The organism is Streptomyces sp. NPDC088194, assembly GCF_040702025.1.
Lineage (GTDB): Bacteria > Actinomycetota > Actinomycetes > Streptomycetales > Streptomycetaceae > Actinacidiphila.
In genome coordinates this window covers 1-16818 of the sequence record NZ_JBFBIV010000006.1, presented here as the reverse complement: position 1 = coordinate 16818, position 16818 = coordinate 1, and the positions used below count along the sequence as shown (strand labels likewise).

15 protein-coding genes are annotated in these 16818 nt (G+C 72.6%); 8 read left to right on the top strand and 7 right to left on the bottom strand.

Annotation, left to right across the window (positions count from 1 at the left end):
- The first annotated feature begins 12 nt into the window (after positions 1-12).
- The 3 genes from AB0399_RS04420 (at position 13) to AB0399_RS04410 (ending at position 2401) form a co-directional block, all read left to right on the top strand.
- Positions 13-348 carry a YnfA family protein gene (locus AB0399_RS04420; RefSeq protein ID WP_328472085.1) on the top strand — a complete coding sequence of 112 codons (336 nt, stop codon included), beginning with the start codon at positions 13-15 and terminating at the stop codon, positions 346-348.
- Between the two features lie 118 nt (positions 349-466).
- A complete protein-coding gene (locus AB0399_RS04415; protein WP_329362581.1) occupies positions 467-871 on the top strand; it encodes a roadblock/LC7 domain-containing protein in 405 nt (134 codons plus the stop codon).
- A 354-nt stretch (positions 872-1225) separates the two neighbouring features.
- A complete protein-coding gene (locus AB0399_RS04410; RefSeq protein ID WP_366410187.1) occupies positions 1226-2401 on the top strand; it encodes a DUF6397 family protein in 1176 nt (391 codons plus the stop codon).
- On the opposite strand, the gene AB0399_RS04405 is transcribed toward AB0399_RS04410, so the two are convergent.
- A complete protein-coding gene (locus AB0399_RS04405) occupies positions 2308-4821 on the bottom strand; it encodes a DUF3516 domain-containing protein (protein WP_329362578.1) in 2514 nt (837 codons plus the stop codon). The two genes, AB0399_RS04410 and AB0399_RS04405, sit on opposite strands and share 94 nt — an antisense overlap.
- 133 nt (positions 4822-4954) lie before the next feature.
- Between AB0399_RS04405 and AB0399_RS04400 the strand changes: the two genes are divergently transcribed.
- On the top strand, positions 4955-5749 hold the full coding sequence (locus tag AB0399_RS04400; RefSeq protein ID WP_329362576.1) for a metal-dependent hydrolase: 795 nt from the start codon (positions 4955-4957) through the stop codon (positions 5747-5749).
- 412 nt (positions 5750-6161) lie between these two features.
- On the opposite strand, the gene AB0399_RS04395 is transcribed toward AB0399_RS04400, so the two are convergent.
- A complete protein-coding gene (locus tag AB0399_RS04395) occupies positions 6162-7388 on the bottom strand; it encodes a DUF3500 domain-containing protein (RefSeq protein ID WP_366410186.1) in 1227 nt (408 codons plus the stop codon).
- A 149-nt stretch (positions 7389-7537) separates the two neighbouring features.
- Between AB0399_RS04395 and AB0399_RS04390 the strand changes: the two genes are divergently transcribed.
- On the top strand, positions 7538-7954 hold the full coding sequence (locus AB0399_RS04390) for a helix-turn-helix domain-containing protein (RefSeq protein WP_366410185.1): 417 nt from the start codon (positions 7538-7540) through the stop codon (positions 7952-7954).
- Positions 7955-8034: 80 nt separating this feature from the next.
- Here the strand turns inward: AB0399_RS04390 and AB0399_RS04385 are convergent, their stop codons facing one another.
- Both AB0399_RS04385 and AB0399_RS04380 read right to left on the bottom strand, forming a co-directional pair.
- Positions 8035-9819: an ABC transporter ATP-binding protein gene (locus AB0399_RS04385; RefSeq protein WP_366410184.1), complete on the bottom strand. Its 1785-nt coding sequence runs from the start codon at positions 9817-9819 to the stop codon at positions 8035-8037.
- The gene (locus AB0399_RS04380; RefSeq protein WP_366410183.1) at positions 9816-11768 is read right to left on the bottom strand and encodes an ABC transporter ATP-binding protein; all 1953 of its coding nucleotides are present in this window, start codon (positions 11766-11768) and stop codon (positions 9816-9818) included. The genes AB0399_RS04385 and AB0399_RS04380 overlap by 4 nt, the downstream gene beginning before the upstream one ends.
- A gap of 298 nt (positions 11769-12066) precedes the next feature.
- On the opposite strand from AB0399_RS04380, the gene mscL reads away from it, so the two are divergent.
- On the top strand, positions 12067-12540 hold the full coding sequence (gene mscL, locus AB0399_RS04375) for a large conductance mechanosensitive channel protein MscL (RefSeq protein ID WP_329362564.1): 474 nt from the start codon (positions 12067-12069) through the stop codon (positions 12538-12540).
- Positions 12541-12616: 76 nt separating this feature from the next.
- On the opposite strand, the gene AB0399_RS04370 is transcribed toward mscL, so the two are convergent.
- Positions 12617-13246 (bottom strand): MarR family transcriptional regulator, encoded by a 630-nt coding sequence (locus AB0399_RS04370; protein ID WP_366410182.1) that lies wholly within the window; start codon positions 13244-13246, stop codon positions 12617-12619.
- 210 nt (positions 13247-13456) lie between these two features.
- Between AB0399_RS04370 and AB0399_RS04365 the strand changes: the two genes are divergently transcribed.
- Positions 13457-15241, top strand: a complete 1785-nt coding sequence (locus tag AB0399_RS04365; protein WP_329373699.1) for an ABC transporter ATP-binding protein — start codon at positions 13457-13459, stop codon at positions 15239-15241.
- Positions 15242-15334: 93 nt separating this feature from the next.
- Positions 15335-15712, top strand: coding sequence for a hypothetical protein (locus AB0399_RS04360; RefSeq protein WP_366410181.1), 378 nt, complete (start codon positions 15335-15337; stop codon positions 15710-15712).
- Here the strand turns inward: AB0399_RS04360 and AB0399_RS04355 are convergent.
- Both AB0399_RS04355 and AB0399_RS04350 read right to left on the bottom strand, forming a co-directional pair.
- Complete coding sequence (locus AB0399_RS04355) at positions 15704-16420, bottom strand: lactate utilization protein C (protein ID WP_366410180.1); 717 nt, start codon at positions 16418-16420, stop codon at positions 15704-15706. The two genes, AB0399_RS04360 and AB0399_RS04355, sit on opposite strands and share 9 nt — an antisense overlap.
- On the bottom strand, positions 16417-16818 hold a 402-nt coding region (locus AB0399_RS04350), incomplete at its 5' end, for a lactate utilisation protein LutB domain-containing protein (protein WP_366410179.1). The genes AB0399_RS04355 and AB0399_RS04350, both read right to left, overlap by 4 nt.

The following is a 16818-nucleotide window of genomic DNA, read 5'->3' as shown; positions in this document are numbered from 1 at the left end:
CATCATGGTCGCATGATCACGCTGCGCTCCGTCGCATTGTTCCTGCTGGCCGCCGTTCTGGAGATCGGCGGCGCGTGGCTGATCTGGCAGGGCTTGCGCGAGCACCGCGGAATCGGCTGGATCGCCGCGGGTGTCGTCTCCCTCGGCTGCTACGGATTCGTCGCGACGCTCCAGCCGAGCGGGGACTTCGGGCGCATCCTGGCGGCGTACGGCGGGGTGTTCGTCGCGGGATCGCTGGTGTGGGGCATGATCCTCGACGGCTACCGGCCGGACCGCTTCGACGTGATCGGCGCGGTGGTCTGCCTCGTCGGGGTCGGCGTGATCATGTACGCCCCGCGCGGTGGCTGATTCCGTCCGTCCGCGGCCGGGCGAACTCCCGTCCGATCGTGCTCGCCACCGGGAGGGGCTTGCCCTCGCGTGCCCGGCGTACCAGGCTGCGTAGCGCAGCGGAGACGGGAGGTAGGCCATGACGGTGGGCAACGGGCTCGCATGGCTGCTCGATGACCTGACCAAGCGGGTGCCGCACGTGCAGCACGCGCTCGTGCTGTCCAACGACGGCCTGGTCACGGGTGCCAGCGGTGATCTCGACCGGCCGACCGCCGAGCACCTGGCCGCTGTGTCATCGGGTTTCCACAGCCTCGCCAAGGGCGCCGGCCGGCAGTTCGGCACCGGCGGGGTGCGGCAGACCATGATCGAGTTCGAGGAGGGTTTCCTCTTCGTCACGGCGGCGGGCGACGGCAGTTGCCTGTCGGTGCTCAGCGGGATGGACGCGGACATCGGCCAGGTCGCGTACGAGATGACCCGGCTGGTGCGGCGGGTCGGCGAACATCTCGGTGTCGCACCTCGGCAGTCCGGAACGACACGCGCCTGACCTGCGGGTTCGTCCTGTTTTCGGAGTTATCCACAGGCTCTCCGCGGGGTGCCGGCCTTTCGCGCTAGTTTGGTCACTGTCAGTGATCGAGCTTCGCGGAAGGTGATGGACATGGGTGCGACGCAGCAGCGGCAGCAGCGGCAGGAACGGGTCGGACGGGCGGGCGCGGACCGGGCGCGGGTCGCGCGGTCGAAGCAGGATCGGCGCCGTGTGGACCGTGGACTTCCGGGCCACGGTGGTCCGGTTCGCGGTGGACCTGATGGACCGGGCGGGGCGGGTGGACCGGGCGGGGCGGGGCCGGAGAGCGTCGGGCCGGACCGCGGTGGGCCGGAGCGGGTGCGGCAGGACCGGCTCGTGGCGGACGGCCCGCCCCCGGAGGTGCCGGACGGCCCCTTGATGACGCTCGCCCGCGCCCGGGACGCGCTCGGCCTTGACTACGACGAGTTCGACCTCGCCGTGCAGATCGGGGAGGTCCCCACCGTCGCCTGCGGCTCGCGCAGTTGGAAGGTCAGATCGGACGAGGTGGACCGGCTCGTCGCCGAGGACGGCCACCCGCTGCCCCTGCTCGACCGGATCAGGCTGGTCGGCAGCGCCGAGGCGGCGAAGGAACTCGGTGTGGGCCGGGAGCGGTTCGTCCGGCTGGCCAGGGTGGGGCACATCCGCCCGGTCCGCTGGTATGTGAACCGATATCACGCGCTGGTGTGGATGTACCTGGCCCGGGACCTTCCGGTGCTCGCCGAGCGCTGCCCGGCGCTGTTGAGCGGCCCCCTGCCCGAGGGGCTGCGGGCGGCGGTGGCCGACGGTGAGGACGAGCGGGCCCGCGGTTGGCGTTCCCGCCGTGTCGCCCAACTCGTGCGCGACACCTACGACGCGTGGGACGAAGCCGCCGTGTGGTCGGCGCTGCTCGGGCCGGAGCTCGTCGACAGCGCGTTGCCCGACCCTTACGAACGCGCGCATCTGCGCAAACTGCGGGCGGCCCTGCCACCTGGCCGTCCCGGTCTGGCCACGCCCGAGCAGATCAAGGTGATCAGCACCGCCGACCATCCGGACGAGATCGCGCTGGCCCTCGTGGCCCTGGCCGACGCGCTCGGCCGGGCAAGGGAACTGCGGCCGGCACCGGGCCGGGCCGTCGGCGCCGCCGCGGAACTCGCTGCGGAGCCTGCGTCATGGCCCGTGCCACTGTCTGCCACGGCGCCGCTGGTTCCGCGCCCGCTTCCGCTGCCGGACGAGCTTGCCGCTGAGGTCGGGGAAGGCGCGGATGGCGCGGAACGCGCCGGTGTCGACGGCGCCGCCGGCCCGGCCCGGCCGGACGGTTCTGGCGACGACGGCCGGCCGGGCCTGCGGGGGCTGCTGCGGCTGCTGGGGCGCAGAAACCGGTCAGCGGATGCGAGTGCGGGTACTGGGGGTACGGCTGGTGGTGGGGTGCGCGGCGGCCCTCACAGTTCGCCGACGTCGGTGACCCGGACCACCGCGCGGCTCTCCTCGTCGGAGGCCGCCAGGTCCACCTCCGCCGAAATGCCCCAGCCATGATCGCCGTTGGGGTCGGCGAAGGTCTGCCGGACCCGCCACAGGCCGTGCTCCGGCTGTTCCTCGATGAGCAGCAGCTTCGGCCCACGGGCGTCCGGCCCGGTACCGAGGTCGTCGTACTCGTCCCAGTAGGCGTCCATGGCGTCGGCCCAGGCGTCAGCGTCCCACCCGGACTCGGCGTCCAGCTCGCCGAGCTGGTGGTACTTCTCCAGCGCCGCCAGCTCGACCCGGCGGAAGAGGGCGTTGCGGACCAGCACCCGGAAGGCACGGGCATTGGCGGTCACCGGCTTGACCTGGTCGGCGCGCTCGGCGGCCTCCTCGGCGCTCTCCACCTCGGGGTTGGCCAGTTGCTCCCACTCGTCGAGCAGGCTGGAGTCGACCTGCCGCACCAGCTCGCCGAGCCAGGCCGTGAGGTCCTGGAAGTCCTCCGACTTCAGGTCGTCGGGCACGGTGTGGTCCAGCGCCTTGTAGGCGCCGGCCAGGTAGCGCAGCACGATGCCCTCGGTCCTGGCCAGCTCGTAGTTGGAGACGAACTCCGAGAAGGTCATGGCCCGCTCGTACATGTCGCGGATGACGGACTTCGGCGACAGCGGGTGGTCGCCGACCCACGGGTGGCTCTTGCGGTACACGCCGTAGGCGTGCAGGAGCAGCTCCTCCAGCGGCTTGGGGTAGGAGACGTCCTGAATCCGCTCCATCCGCTCCTCGTACTCCACCCCGTCGGCCTTCATCTCGGCGATCGCCTCGCCGCGCGCCTTGTTCTGCTGGGCGGCGAGGATCTGGCGGGGGTCGTCGAGGGTGGACTCCACCACGGAGACCATGTCCAGGGCGTAGGAGGGGGAGTCGGGGTCGAGGAGCTCGAAGGACGCGAGCGCGAAGGTGGACAGCGGCTGGTTGAGCGCGAAGTCCTGCTGGAGGTCGACGGTGAGCCGGACGATCCTGCCCTCGGCGTCCGGCTCGTCGAGGCGTTCCACCACACCGCCGTCGAGCAGCGAGCGGTAGATCGCGATGGCCCGCCGGATGTGCCGGAGCTGGGACCTGCGGTCCTCGTGGTTGTCCTCCAGCAGGTGCCGCATCGCGTCGAAGGCGTTGCCCGGCCGGGCGATCACCGACAGCAGCATCGCGTGCGTGACCCGGAAGCGGGAGGTCAGCGCCTCAGGCTCGGAGGCGATCAGCTTCTCGAAGGTGTTCTGCCCCCAGCCGACGAACCCCTCCGGTGCCTTCTTGCGCACCACCTTGCGGCGCTTCTTCGGGTCGTCGCCGGCCTTGGCCAGCGCCTTCTCGTTCTCGATCACGTACTCGGGAGCCTGCGCCACCACGAACCCGGCGGTGTCGAAGCCGGCCCGCCCGGCCCGCCCGGCGATCTGGTGGAACTCCCGGGCCCGCAGCACCCGCACCCGCTGCCCGTCGTACTTCGTCAGCGCGGTGAACAGCACCGTGCGGATCGGCACGTTGACGCCGACGCCGAGGGTGTCGGTGCCGCAGATCACCTTCAGCAGCCCGGCCTGCGCCAGCTTCTCCACCAGCCGGCGGTACTTCGGCAGCATCCCCGCGTGGTGCACCCCGATGCCGTGCCGCACGTAGCGGGAGAGGTTGCGGCCGAAGGCGGTGGTGAAGCGGAAGTTGCCGATCAGCTCGGCGATGGCGTCCTTCTCGGCGCGTGTGCACATGTTGATGCTCATCAGCGCCTGCGCCCGTTCCACCGCGGCGGCCTGCGTGAAGTGCACGATGTACACCGGCGACTGGCGGGTCTCCAGCAGCTCGGTGAGGGTCTCGGTCAGCGGCGTGGTGCGGTACTCGTAGCTCAGCGGCACCGGCCGGGTCGCGGACCTGACCACCGCGGTGGGACGCCCGGTGCGCCGGGTCAGGTCCTCCTCGAACCGGGCCACGTCGCCGAGCGTCGCCGACATCAGCACGAACTGCGCCTGCGGCAGCTCCAGCAGCGGGATCTGCCACGCCCAGCCACGGTCCGGTTCGGCGTAGAAGTGGAACTCGTCCATGACGACCTGGCCGACGTCGGCGGTCCGCCCGTCGCGCAGCGCGATCGAGGCGAGCACCTCGGCGGTGCAGCAGATCACCGGGGCGTCCGGGTTGACCGAGGCGTCGCCGGTGAGCATGCCGACGTTCTCGGTGCCGAACATCTTGCACAGGTCGAAGAACTTCTCGGAGACCAGCGCCTTGATCGGCGCGGTGTAGAAGGTGACCTCGTCGCGGGCCAGCGCGGCGAAGTGCGCACCCGCCGCCACCAGGCTCTTTCCGGAGCCGGTGGGGGTGGAGAGGATCACGTTCGCCCCCGAGACCACCTCGATCAGCGCCTCCTCCTGGGCCGGGTAGAGGGCGATGCCCTGGCCCTCGGCCCACGTCGAGAACGCTTCGAAGAGGGCATCGGGGTCGGCTTCGGAAGGGAGCTGATCGATAAGGGTCACCCCTCCATCTTGCCCGTCCGGACGCCCAAGGGCGGAACCGGCGGTGAAGCCGATGATCACCACGGGTAGGGTGTGGCGTCGGCCACGTGTCAACTCCGCCTGTGGGCGGCCGAATCGGGGGTATCGCCAGACCATGATGGGACCAGCACACTCGCTGTCGGGAGCGACGGCCTGGTTGGGTGTCGGCGCCATCGCGGCCGGCCTCGGCGATCCGATGCCGTGGCCGACTCTCGTGGTGGGTGCGCTGATCTGTGCGGGTGCGGCCCTCGCGCCCGACCTGGACCACCAGGCGGCGACCATCTCCCGGGCCTTCGGTCCGCTGTCCCACCTGGCCTGCAAGTTCATCGACTCGCTCTCCCACGTCACCTACAAGGCGACCCGGAAGAGTGGCGACCCCCGCCGGGCCGGCGGCCACCGGACCTTGACCCACACCTGGCTGTGGGCGGCGCTGCTCGGCGTCGGTTTCTCGGCGCTGGCCGTCTACGGTGGCCGGTGGGCGGTGCTGGCGATCCTCTTCGTGCACATGGTGCTCGCGGTGGACGGCCTGCTGTGGCGGCAGGCACGCGCCTCCAGCCACGTCCTGGTGTGGCTGCTGGGTGCGACGAGCGCGTGGATGCTCGCCGACGTGCTGGACGACCCGGGCAACGGCAAGGCGTGGCTGTTCACCGAGCCCGGCCAGCACTACATGTGGATCGGCATGCCGATCGTGCTCGGCGCGCTGGTGCACTGCCTCGGCGACGCGCTGACCGTCTCCGGCTGCCCGATTCTGTGGCCGATACCCGTCGGCCGCAGGCGCTGGCACCCGCTGGGTCCGCCGAAGTTCATGCGCTTCCGGGCCGGGAGCTGGGTGGAGATCAAGATCCTCACCCCGGTGTTCTTCGTGGCGGGCGGCGCCTGCGCCGTCGGCGCCCTCGGGCTGTTCGGCTAGTTCGGCCGGCCGCCTCCTCATCGGCCGGCGGCTCCGCGGGGCCGCCGTGAAGGACGCGGCGGGTTCGGGCGGCGGGGCCGCACGCGGCAGCAGGAGGAGCCCGACGACGCTGACGGCGTAGCCGGCCGCGTCCAGGGCGAGTACGCAGGACGGGCCGCTGACCGCGGTCAGGACGCCGGCGAGCATCGGGCCTGCGATGGACGTCGCGGACGCGGCCATGCCGAGCAGGGCGTTGGCGTCGGACAGCGCCGCACCGCGGGTGAGGTGCGGGATCAACCGCCGCGCCGCGGAGGTCTTCACCGCCGCCACCCGGCCGCTCGATCCGCGGGGGCGCGGGTGGACGCTTCACCGGCTGGCGGCCGGGGAACGGCGGTAGCCCGGCCGCCAGGGACTGGTCTCCGTTCCGCCCCGGTCAACCGCCGTGGTGGAGCCGGTAGTGATGGGCGAGGAGATCACGTCCGTAGTCGTTGCCGTTGGGGGCTCGCACGATGGTGTGGACGTGGAAGCGGGCGGGCTCGGGGTTGGCGAGGAAGACACCGGGATGGTTGTCGTACTCGACCAGGAGCACGGGTGAGTGAATCCGGTAGTAGAAGGCGCACTCGTCGTCGTGGCCGCCGCGCCAGGCGAACCGCGTCTCGTCGAAGTGCTCACGGACGAGCGCCAGGGTGCGCTCGGCCTGGGGCTGCGGGAGACGGTCGAGATAGACCCGGATCAGCTCCACCAGAGCGTCACGCTGGTCGGCCGGCAGGCTTGCGGCGACGATCCCCTCGGGAGCCAGGATGAGGTTGTCACTGCCCGCGCCGGCGAGATGCCGGCCCTTCCACGGGCCGGCGAGTTCGGGCGGAAGGTCCTCCGCGCGAAGCGAGGGACCCATCAGGAACTCGCCCTCCCGGTCGGGGTCCAGGGCGCGGCGGAAGGAAAGGGCGACCTCCGTCTCGTCGCCGAAAGCCGTGATGCCCGCGAACCGTCCCGTCCCGGATGTCGGCTCGGCGCCGAGGAACACGGGGGCGAGAACCACCTGCCCTCCGACGAAGACGCAGTGCAGGTCCACGTGATGCCCCATCAGCTGCCACCCCCACGGGGAGTCGCCCGAAGGGGTCCCGAAGACGGTGAACCAGTAGGCGAATTCGGTGAGGGTGTCCCGGTAGTCGTCGATGAGCTCGCCCAGGTGCTCGTTGAGTGCCATCGCGGCTCGTACCTGGGCGTAGCCGGCAGGGCTGAGGCTCGCCTCGACGACGGCGAGCGCGCGGTCGCGGTCACGGTCGGCGAGCCGCTCCAGGCGCATGCCCTTCGGGTGCCAGGTCGGGATCGCGTTCGTCCACAACCGCCATTCCGGGGCGTCCATCGGCAGCGCGGCGACCGCCCTCTGGTGGGGCGCCAGCCCGTCGAGGTAGGCCCGGGCGGCCGTGACGGCGGTCTTCGGGGATGCCGCCGGGTGGTGGAGACGGTAGAGGCCCCGGCGCGGGGTGCCGTTCTCGGTGATGCCGACGTAGGGCTCGCGATGCCGGCGTAAGGGTGTGGTCAGCTCGAAGGCCGCCTCCGGCGGGATCAGGTCGTCGAAGAGGTGGGAGTCGACGATCGGCAGGTCGCTTCGGGTGGCCGGCAGGGGGAAGTCCTCCGGGCGGGCTGGGCGCGACATGTCTCTCCGTACGTTGTCAGGTGGCCAGGGAGGGCCGGGCGCGGATACGGCGCCGACACACGAAGTGCCCTTCTCCGGGACGGGTGATGTCGGGCGGCGCGATGCGATTACCGTAAGAAAGCAGCTCTCCCATGGGAAGAAGGCACTTTGTGGTAACCACCCAGGCCGAGTCGATGCTCCGCGACAGCCCCTACCGCGCGGACTGCCCGACTCGCCGCATCCTGGATCGGATCGGCGACCGTTGGACGGTGCTCATCGTGGGCGCCCTCTGGGACGGCAGCGCCCGCTTCTCGGAGTTGCGCCGGCGCATCGAGGGCATCTCGCAGAAGATGCTCACCCAGACCCTCCGCGGGCTCGAACGGGACGGGCTGGTGCGCCGCACCGTCCACCCCGAAGTCCCGGTCCGCGTCGAGTACGCGCTCACCGAGGCGGGCCGCACCCTGCGCGGGCCGCTGCGCGCGCTGGAGGAATGGTCGATCGCGCACCTCGGCGACGTATCAGCCTCGCAGGAAGCCTACGACCGCGGGGACCGACCTCCTCCTGGCTCCACGGGTCGCGACACGTGACGCTGCGACATCCGCGCCGCGCACTGCCGACATTCACCTCCACCCGCCGCGGAAGGCTCACCCGTCCCGCCGTGGAAGGCTCACCCGTGCCAGGAGCGCCACAGCGCCGCGTACGCGCCCTCCGCCTCGACCAATTGGTGGTGGCTGCCCAACTCGCTGATCCGGCCGTCCTCGACCACGGCGATCACATCGGCGTCGTGCGCGGTGTGCAGGCGGTGGGCGATGGCCACGACGGTACGGCCGTCCAGCACCCGGGACAGGGACCGTTCGAGGTGGCGGGCGGCGCGCGGGTCGAGCAGCGAGGTCGCCTCGTCGAGCACCAGGGTGTGCGGGTCCGCCAGCACCAGCCGGGCGAGCGCGAGTTGCTGCGCCTGCGCCGGGGTCAGGACGGAGCCGCCGGAGCCGACCTCGGTGTCCAGGCCGTCGTCCAGCGCGCGCGCCCACTCCTGCGCGTCGACGGCGGCCAGCGCCTCCCACAGTTCGCCGTCGCCGGCCGTCGGACGGGCCAGCCGCAGGTTGTCGCGGAGGGTGCCGACGAAGACGTGGTGCTCCTGGTTGACGAGGGCGACGTGCTCCCGCACGCGCTCGGCGGGCATCCGGGCCAGCGCGGCCCCGCCGAGGGTGACCTCGCCGGTCCGCGGCGCGTACAGCCCGGCCAGCAGCCGCCCGAGCGTGGACTTGCCCGCGCCCGACGGCCCGACCAGCGCCAGCCGGGTGCCGGGCGGCACGTTCAGCGACACGTCGTGCAGCACATCGGTGCCCTCGACGTAGCCGAACCGCACCCGGTCCGCGGTCATGGTCCGGCCGTCCGGCGTCAGCGCGCCGTCGCCCTCGTCGACCGCGACCTCGCGCACCCCGACCAGCCGGGCCAGCGACGCCTGCGCCGTCTGCAACTCGTCGTACCAGCGCAGCATCAGGCCGATCGGGTCGACCAGCATCTGCGCGTACATCGCGCCCGTGGTCAGCGCGCCCACGGCCAGCCAGCCGTGCAGCGCGAATCCACCGCCGATCATCAGCACCGAGGTGAGGATCAGCACGTGGGTCATGGTGATCGCCGGGAAGAGCACGCTGCGCAGCCACAGCGTGTAGCGGCTCCAGCCGACCCAGTTCCGCAGCCGGGTCCGGGACAGCTCCTCCCGGCGCTCGCCCAGGCTGTGCGCCTCGATGGTGCGGCCGGCGTCGACGGTCTCGGCGAGCGCGGCGGCGACGGCCGCGTAACTCGCCACCTCCGCGCGGTAGGCGGCCGGTGCCCGCCGGAAGTACCAGCGGCAGCCGACGATCAGCAGCGGCAGCCCCACCAGCACGGCCAGCGCCAGCGGCGGCGCGGTCACCGCGAGGGCTCCGAGCAGCAGCAGCGCCCACACCACGGCGATCGCGAGTTGCGGCACCGCCTCCCGCATCGCCTCCGACAGCCGGTCGATGTCGGTGGTGATCCGCGACAGCAGGTCGCCGGTGCCGGCCCGCTCCAGTACGCCCGGCGGCAGCGAGACCGAGCGCACCAGGAAGTCCTCGCGCAGGTCGGCGAGCATGCGCTCGCCCAGCACCGCCCCGCGCAGCCGGACCATCCGCACGAAGCACGCCTGCACCGCCAGCGCGGCCAGGAACAGGCAGACGGTACGGGTCAGATGGATGTCGCGATGGCCGTCGGCCAGGTCCTGCACCAGGTCGCCCAGCAGGAACGGCCCGATCATCGACGCGACGACCGCGACCGTGTTGACACCGAGCAGCACGGCGAACGCGCCCCGGTGCCGCCGGGCCAGCTCGCGGACGTAACCGCGCACCGTGGCGGGCGAACCGACCGGCAGCGTGATGCTGTTCCGGGTCGGCATCGAGGGGTCGTGCTCCGGCGGTCGTACGCCGATCATGCGGACTCCTCCATCGACATGTCGTCACGGACATCGGCGGTTCCGGGGGTTCCGGCGGTTCTGGCGGTTTCGTCTGTTCCGGTTTCGCCCGCCGCGCGAGCCGCCGCTCCGGTCTCCGCTCGGGTCGCGGTCGCGGCGTCCCCCTGGGCCTCGTCCTCACGGGTGACCACGGCCCGGTACAGCGGGGTGGCGCGCAGCAGTTCGTGGTGGACACCGGCGGCCACCGCGGTGCCGTCGTGGACGAACACCACCTGGTCGGCACGGTCGAGCACCAGCGGGCTCGACGTGAACACCACGGTGGTACGGCCGGCGCGGATCTCCCGCAGACCGTGCGCGATCCGCGCCTCGGTGTGCGCGTCGACCGCCGACGTCGGCTCGTCGAGCACCAGCACCTCCGGGTCGGCCACCAGCGAACGGGCCAGCGCGAGCCGCTGCCGCTGCCCGCCCGACAACGACCGGCCGCGCTCGATGATCCGGGCCCGCATCGCGTCGCCGGAGTCCGCGTCAGCCCCGTCCAGGGACCGCACCAGCGCGTCGAGCACGTCGGCGCACTGCGCGGCGGCCAGCGCCGCCGGGGCGGTGACGCGCCCGGACGCGGGTACGTCGAGCAGGTCGGCCAGGGTGCCGGACAGCAGCACCGGGTCCTTGTCGTGCACGAGTACGGCGGAGCGGGCCACCGCCAGGGGTACGGCGTCCAGCGCCCTGCCGCCGAGCAGCGCCGACGGCTCGCCCTCGACGGCGACCGGGCTGTGCCCGCCCAGCCGGTCGGCGAGCCGGCCCGCGGCGTCCGGGTCCCCGCACACCACGGCCGTGAGCAGCCCGGACGGCGCGCGCAGCCCCGTCGCGGGGTCGTACAGCTCGCCGCTGAGCGCGAGCGGGTCGCCGGCCGCGCCGTCGAGCGCCCCGCCGCCCACTCCGCCGGCCACCTCTCCGGGCGCCCCGTCGACGTCGCTCCGCCGCAGCGCCAGCACCCGCGCGGCGCGCTTCGCCGACGGCCTGGAGAACGACCAGGCCATGGCGATCTCCTCGAAGTTCTGCAGCGGGAACATCAGGAACGACACCGAGCCGTAGACCGTGACCAGTTGGCCGACCGAGATCTGCCCGTCCAGCGCCAGCCGCGCCCCGTACCAGGCCACGCCGACCAGCAGCAGTCCCGGCAGCGCGACCTGGACGGCCGCGATGGTGGCCCACATCCGGGCGCTGTGCACGGCGGCCCGGCGCACCTCCTGCGACACGCGGCGGTAGCGGTCGAGGAAGAGCTGCTCGCCGCCGATCCCGCGCAGCACCCGCAGCCCCGCCACCGTGTCGGCGGCCAGCTCCGTGGCCCGGCCGCCCTTCTCCCGCTGGAGGTCGGCGCGGCGGGTGGCCGCGGGCAGCAGCGGCAGCACGGACAGCGCCAGCACCGGTACGGCCGCGGCGACCATGACACCGAGCTTCGGTTCGTACACCAGCAGCGCCACGGCCACGCCCACGGTGGCCAGCAGCGCCGAGGTGAAGCGGGCCAGCGCCTCGACGAACCATCCGATCTTCTCGACATCGCCGGTACTCACCGCCACGACTTCTCCTGCCGCCACCCGCCGGGTCAGGATCGCGCCCAGCTCGACCGCCTTGGCGGCGAGGAGCTGCTGCACCCTGGTGGCGGCGCTGATCCAGTTGGTGACCGCGGTGCGGTGCAGCATGGTGTCGCCGAGCGCGGTGAGCAGGCCGAGCACGAGCAGCACGACACCGGCCAGTACCAGCCGGGTGCCCGAGCGGTCCACGACGGCCTGCACGGCCACCCCGACCACCGCGGGGAAACACGCCAGCGAGGCCATATGGAGGGTGCCCCACGCGGCCGCGGCCACCTGACCGCGCCACTGGCCCAACTCCAGCCAGATCAGGAGCCGTCGGCCGGAACGGGTGTCGGGCCGACCCGGGTCGGCGAAGGGGATGCTGCTGAGGGACGGCATGATGTCCTGAGGTGGATGCGGGCGTGCGGGCAGGAGTCGGAGCCCGGACGGAACTGCGGCCCGGGCGGCGGCGGACGAGGTACGGCGCTCCGGGTCTTCCGGGCGATCCCCCGCAATCGGGCCGGAAACAACCGTGAGCCGTGCAAGACTCGCCGCGCCCCCGCCGTCGGGTCAAACGGTTTTCGAACTCGGCCGCCACTCGTGCGAGTGACCTGAACCACACCGACTTTGCAGGTCCGCGGCCGGAAACGGCACACTGTGTGGCTCCACACCATGGTCACCAGAGGAGACCCCCCACATGAAGGGCTTTCGGGCATTTCTGCTGCGCGGCAACGTCGTCGACCTCGCGGTCGGCATCGTCGTCGGTGCGGCCTTCACCGCGCTGGTGAACGGTTTCGTCGGGGCGTTCCTGACACCGATCGTCGGCCTGGTGAGCGGTGCCACCGGAGATTTCAGCCACCGGAACTTCCACGCCTCGGGCGTCACCTTCCCGTACGGCGTGTTCATCAACGCGGCGATCAGCTTCGTCATCGTGGCTGCGGTGATCTACTTCCTGGTCGTGCTGCCGATGAACCGCATGCAGGAGAAGTTCTTCCCGAAGGCCGCGAGCGCCCCGACCCGCGAGTGCCCGGAGTGCCTGAGCGCGATCCCCGCCGCGGCCAAGCGGTGCAGCGCCTGCACCGCGGTGCTCACGCCGACGGTGCCGGCCCAGGGCGGTGAGAAGGACGGCGCCGGTGTGAGCGACGCCGCCGGGGTCGACATCACGAAGTAGCGGCACAGGCAGCCACGCGCTGCCGACGAAACGGCGCGCCGCGTCTCCACCGCGGCGCGCCGTTCGCCGTCCCTCCCTACTGGCGACCGTGCCCGCGCTCGTGCCCGTGCCTGTGTCCGTGTCCTGACGGCTCGCCCTCGCCGAGCACGTCCAGCAGCGCCGACAGCGCGGCGCGCTGCTCGCCGTCCAGCGGCGCCAGCAGTTCGGCCGCGGCGGCCCGGCGCGCCCCACGCAGCGCGGACAGCGCCCGCGCGCCGTCCTCCCGCAGCTCGATCCTGATCACCCGCCGGTTGTGCGGATCGGGGACCCTGCGGACCAGTTCCAGCTCCTCCAGCGCGTCCACCAGCGTGGTGACCGCGCGCGGCACCACGTCGAGGCGCTGTGCGAGGTCGGCCATCCGCGGCGGCGCCTCGCAGTGCGCGAGGGTGCGCAGCAGCCGGGACTGGGCGGGTGTGATGCCCAGCGGCTCCATCAGCCGGCGCTGCGAGCGGTGCAGCCGCCGGCTCAGCGTCAGCAACTGGTCGGCGAGCCGGCCGGTGACCTCGTCGGCGCCGGACGCGAGCGCCCGGGCGGCGGCTTCGTCGCGCGCCTGGCCGGCGGCCGCGGCGACCTGGCCGGAATCCGGAGCTGCTGCCTCGCTGTCCGCCGGACGCGAAGCCTGTCCGGCCGCGCTCTCCTCGGCGGTCGCGGTGGTGCGGGGGTCCATGTCCTCAGGCTATCAGGACACACCCCATTGTGAGTATAGGTAACAATGACCTACACTCCCTATGTTCGCGTCTCCCGAACGCGGACCCTGGCCCGTATCCGTACCCGAACCCGGAGGAGCCCTTTGCGCCCCGAGAACGACCTCGTCAGCCGGTGGACGCCACCGAAGAGCGCACCCGGCACCCGCGCGGACGTCGACGTCCGCCGCATCATGCGCCTGTTCCGCCCCTACCGCGCCCGGCTGGTCTTCGTCGGCCTGCTGGTCGCCCTGTCCTCGCTGGTGTCGGTCGCCTCGCCGTTCCTGCTGCGCGCGATCCTCGACACCGCCATCCCGCAGGGCCGCACCGGCCTGCTCGCCGTGCTGGCCCTGGGCATGATCGCCACCGCCGTCGCCAACGGCGTGTTCGGCGTGATGCAGACCCTGATCTCCACCACCGTCGGCCAGCGCGTCATGCACGACCTGCGCACGTCCGTCTACGAGCGGCTCCAGCGGATGTCGCTCGCCTTCTTCACCCGCACCCGCACCGGCGAGGTGCAGTCCAGGATCGCCAACGACATCGGCGGCATGCAGGCCACCGTCACGTCCACCGCCACCTCCCTGGTCTCGAACCTCACCTCGGTGGTCGCCGCGGTGGTGGCCATGGTCGCCCTGGACTGGGAGCTGACGATCGTCTCGCTCCTCCTGCTGCCGGTGTTCGTCTGGATCGCCCGCAAGGTCGGCCGCGAGCGCAAGAAGATCGCCACCAAGCGGCAGAAGCAGATGGCCACGCTGTCCGCGATCGTCACCGAGTCGCTGTCGGTCAGCGGCATCCTGCTCGGCCGCACCATGGGCCGGGCCGACTCCCTGACCCGCGACTTCTCGACCGAGTCCGAGAGCCTGGTCGACCTCGAAGTCCGCTCGAACATGCAGGGCCGCTGGCGGATGGCCGTGATCGGCATCGTGATGTCCGCGATGCCCGCGCTGCTGTACTGGGCGGCCGGTCTCACCGGCGGCGGCGGTCCCGGCTCGGCGATCTCCATCGGCACCCTGGTCGCGTTCGTCACCCTCCAGCAGGGCCTGTTCCGGCCGACCGTCCAGCTGCTCGCCACCGGCGTGGAGGTGCAGACCTCGCTCGCGCTCTTCCAGCGCATCTTCGAGTACCTCGACCTGCCGGTGGACATCACCGAGCGCCCCGACCCGGTGCGCATCGACCGGGTCCGCGGCGACATCCGCTTCGAGGACGTGGACTTCGCCTACGAGGCGGAGGGCGGCAAGCACGCCGCGCCGACCCTGCGCGGCATCGACCTCACCCTGCCCGCGGGCGGCAGCCTGGCCGTGGTCGGCGCGACCGGCTCCGGCAAGAGCACCCTCAGCTACCTCGTGCCGCGCCTGTACGACGTGACCGGCGGCCGGGTCACCCTCGACGGCACCGACGTGCGCGACCTCAGCTTCGACACGCTCGCGGCCGCCGTCGGCGTCGTCTCCCAGGAGACCTACCTCTTCCACGCTTCCGTCGCCGACAACCTGCGCTTCGCCAAGCCCGAGGCCACCGACGCCGAGATCGAGGCCGCCGCCAGGGCCGCGCAGATCCACGACCACATCGCGGGCCTGCCCGACGGCTACGACACCCTCGTCGGCGAGCGCGGCTACCGCTTCTCCGGCGGCGAGAAGCAGCGCCTGGCCATCGCCCGTACGATCCTGCGCGACCCGCCGGTGCTGATCCTGGACGAGGCCACCAGCGCGCTCGACACCCGCACCGAGGCCGCCGTCCAGGACGCGATCGACGCCCTCTCGGCGGGCCGCACCACCATCACCATCGCCCACCGGCTGTCCACGATCCGCGACGCGGACCAGATCGCCGTCCTCGACGCCGGACGCATCGTCGAACGCGGCACCCACGACGAACTCCTCGCCCTCGACGGGCGGTACGCGGCCCTCAGCCGGCGCGGCGAGCAGCACGCCGACGAGGCCGCCGGAGCCCCGGCCGCGCTCGAACCGGCGGTCATCGCGCCCTGAGAATCCGGTGCGCGGGCTTGCCGACACGACATTACCCGTGGGTAAGGTGGGCTTCCGGCGGGAATCGCCCGCCCGTTCGAGGAGGCCGTCCACGTGCTCATACGCCCCGCACCGCTGCTCGCCGGACTGCTCGCGACCGCCGGCGCCCTGCACTTCCTGCGGCCCGAGCCCTTCGACGCCATCGTGCCCACCGCCCTGCCGGGCCGCCCCCGCGACTGGACCCGGGCCAGCGGCGTCGCCGAGGTCGCGCTCGCGGCCGCCGTCGCGCTGCCGGCCACCCGCAGGACCGGCGGCCTGCTCGCCGCCGGCCTCTTCGCCGCGGTCTTCCCGGCCAACGTCAAGATGGCCTACGACTGGCGGCACCGCCCCGCCCCGCTCAGGGCCGCCGCCTACGCCCGGCTGCCGCTCCAAGTGCCGCTGGTCATCTGGGCCGTGAAGGTCAGCCGCTCGGCGGCGTCCGGCTCACACTGAGCCCGGCGCTGAGCCGGGCGCCGAGTCCGGCGCGGACCCGGACACCGGCGGCTCGGCCCCCGACACCAGCACGACGTCCAGGGTGCGCGGGCCGTGTACGCCTTCCACGCGGTCGAGTTCGATGTCGCTGGTGGCCGAGGGGCCGGAGATCCAGGTCAGCGGGCGGACCGGGTCGAGCCTGGGCAGCGCCTGCGGCACCGAGTCCACCACCTGTTCCGGTACCCGTACGACGCACACGTGGTGGTCCGGCACCAGCGTGATCCGGCGCCGGCCCTGGTCCGGGCTCGCGTCCAGGACGATGGTGCCGGTCTCGGCGATGGCGAGTGCGCAGCAGGTGACGACGCTGTCGATGCGGTCGAGTTCGTGCGTGCCGAGGTCGTCACCGCCGACGGTGATCTCGATGTCCGCCGCGTCCCGCAGCCATCCGTCGGGCAGCGCGGGTGGTACCACGGCGCTGCGGCTGCCGTGTGCGGTGAGCAGTTCCGCGATCGTACGGGGCAGGTCGGCGGCGGTGCAGCGGTGGACGTGGGCGCGGTAGTCCGACAGGTGCTCGGCGAGCAGGTCGGTGCTCTGCTCCGGGGTGCGCTCGGCGTGGACGACGGCGTAGTCCCGGAGGATCGGCCGCTCGTCGGGGGTGCCGGGCACGTCGGTCAGCGCGGCGCGGATACGGCGCAGGATCTCGGTACGGCTGCTGTTGTCGTCGGTCACTTCTGCTCGCCCTTTCCGCGCTTCGCGTCCTTCTCCCGCTGCTGCCACCAGGCGCGGAACCCCTGCGCGGGCACCTCGGGGAGGTCCCGGCTGCCGCTCCACGCCTGTGCCGGGCCGGGCAGCGGCAGCCGCCTCGGGTGCAGGCGGCGGGTGGCGCCGGCCATCCGCTGGGTCGTGCCCCACACCGCCGGACGGTCCAGCGTCCACCGGGCGGCGCGCATCGCGGCCCGCTCGGCCGCGTGGCCCTTGGCGGGTTTGATGGTGGTGCGGGTGCCGCGCACGGTGACTGGGCCGCCCTGGACCACGCGTTCGCGGAGGTGGACGAGGATTTCGGGGATGTCGATGGCGACGGGGCAGACGTCGTAGCAGGCGCCGCAGAGGGTGGAGGCGTAGGGGAG

What these genes read in the sequence shown, in the direction of transcription:
- AB0399_RS04420 (WP_328472085.1), top strand. Translation starts at nt 13, where the DNA reads ATGATCACGCTGCGCTCCGTCGCATTGTTCCTGCTGGCCGCCGTTCTG.
- AB0399_RS04415 (WP_329362581.1), top strand. Translation starts at nt 467, where the DNA reads ATGACGGTGGGCAACGGGCTCGCATGGCTGCTCGATGACCTGACCAAG.
- AB0399_RS04400 (WP_329362576.1), top strand. Translation starts at nt 4,955, where the DNA reads ATGATGGGACCAGCACACTCGCTGTCGGGAGCGACGGCCTGGTTGGGT.
- AB0399_RS04395 (WP_366410186.1), bottom strand. Translation starts at nt 7,388, where the DNA reads ATGTCGCGCCCAGCCCGCCCGGAGGACTTCCCCCTGCCGGCCACCCGA.
- AB0399_RS04385 (WP_366410184.1), bottom strand. Translation starts at nt 9,819, where the DNA reads ATGATCGGCGTACGACCGCCGGAGCACGACCCCTCGATGCCGACCCGG.
- AB0399_RS04380 (WP_366410183.1), bottom strand. Translation starts at nt 11,768, where the DNA reads ATGCCGTCCCTCAGCAGCATCCCCTTCGCCGACCCGGGTCGGCCCGAC.
- mscL (WP_329362564.1), top strand. Translation starts at nt 12,067, where the DNA reads ATGAAGGGCTTTCGGGCATTTCTGCTGCGCGGCAACGTCGTCGACCTC.
- AB0399_RS04370 (WP_366410182.1), bottom strand. Translation starts at nt 13,246, where the DNA reads ATGGACCCCCGCACCACCGCGACCGCCGAGGAGAGCGCGGCCGGACAG.
- AB0399_RS04365 (WP_329373699.1), top strand. Translation starts at nt 13,457, where the DNA reads ATGCGCCTGTTCCGCCCCTACCGCGCCCGGCTGGTCTTCGTCGGCCTG.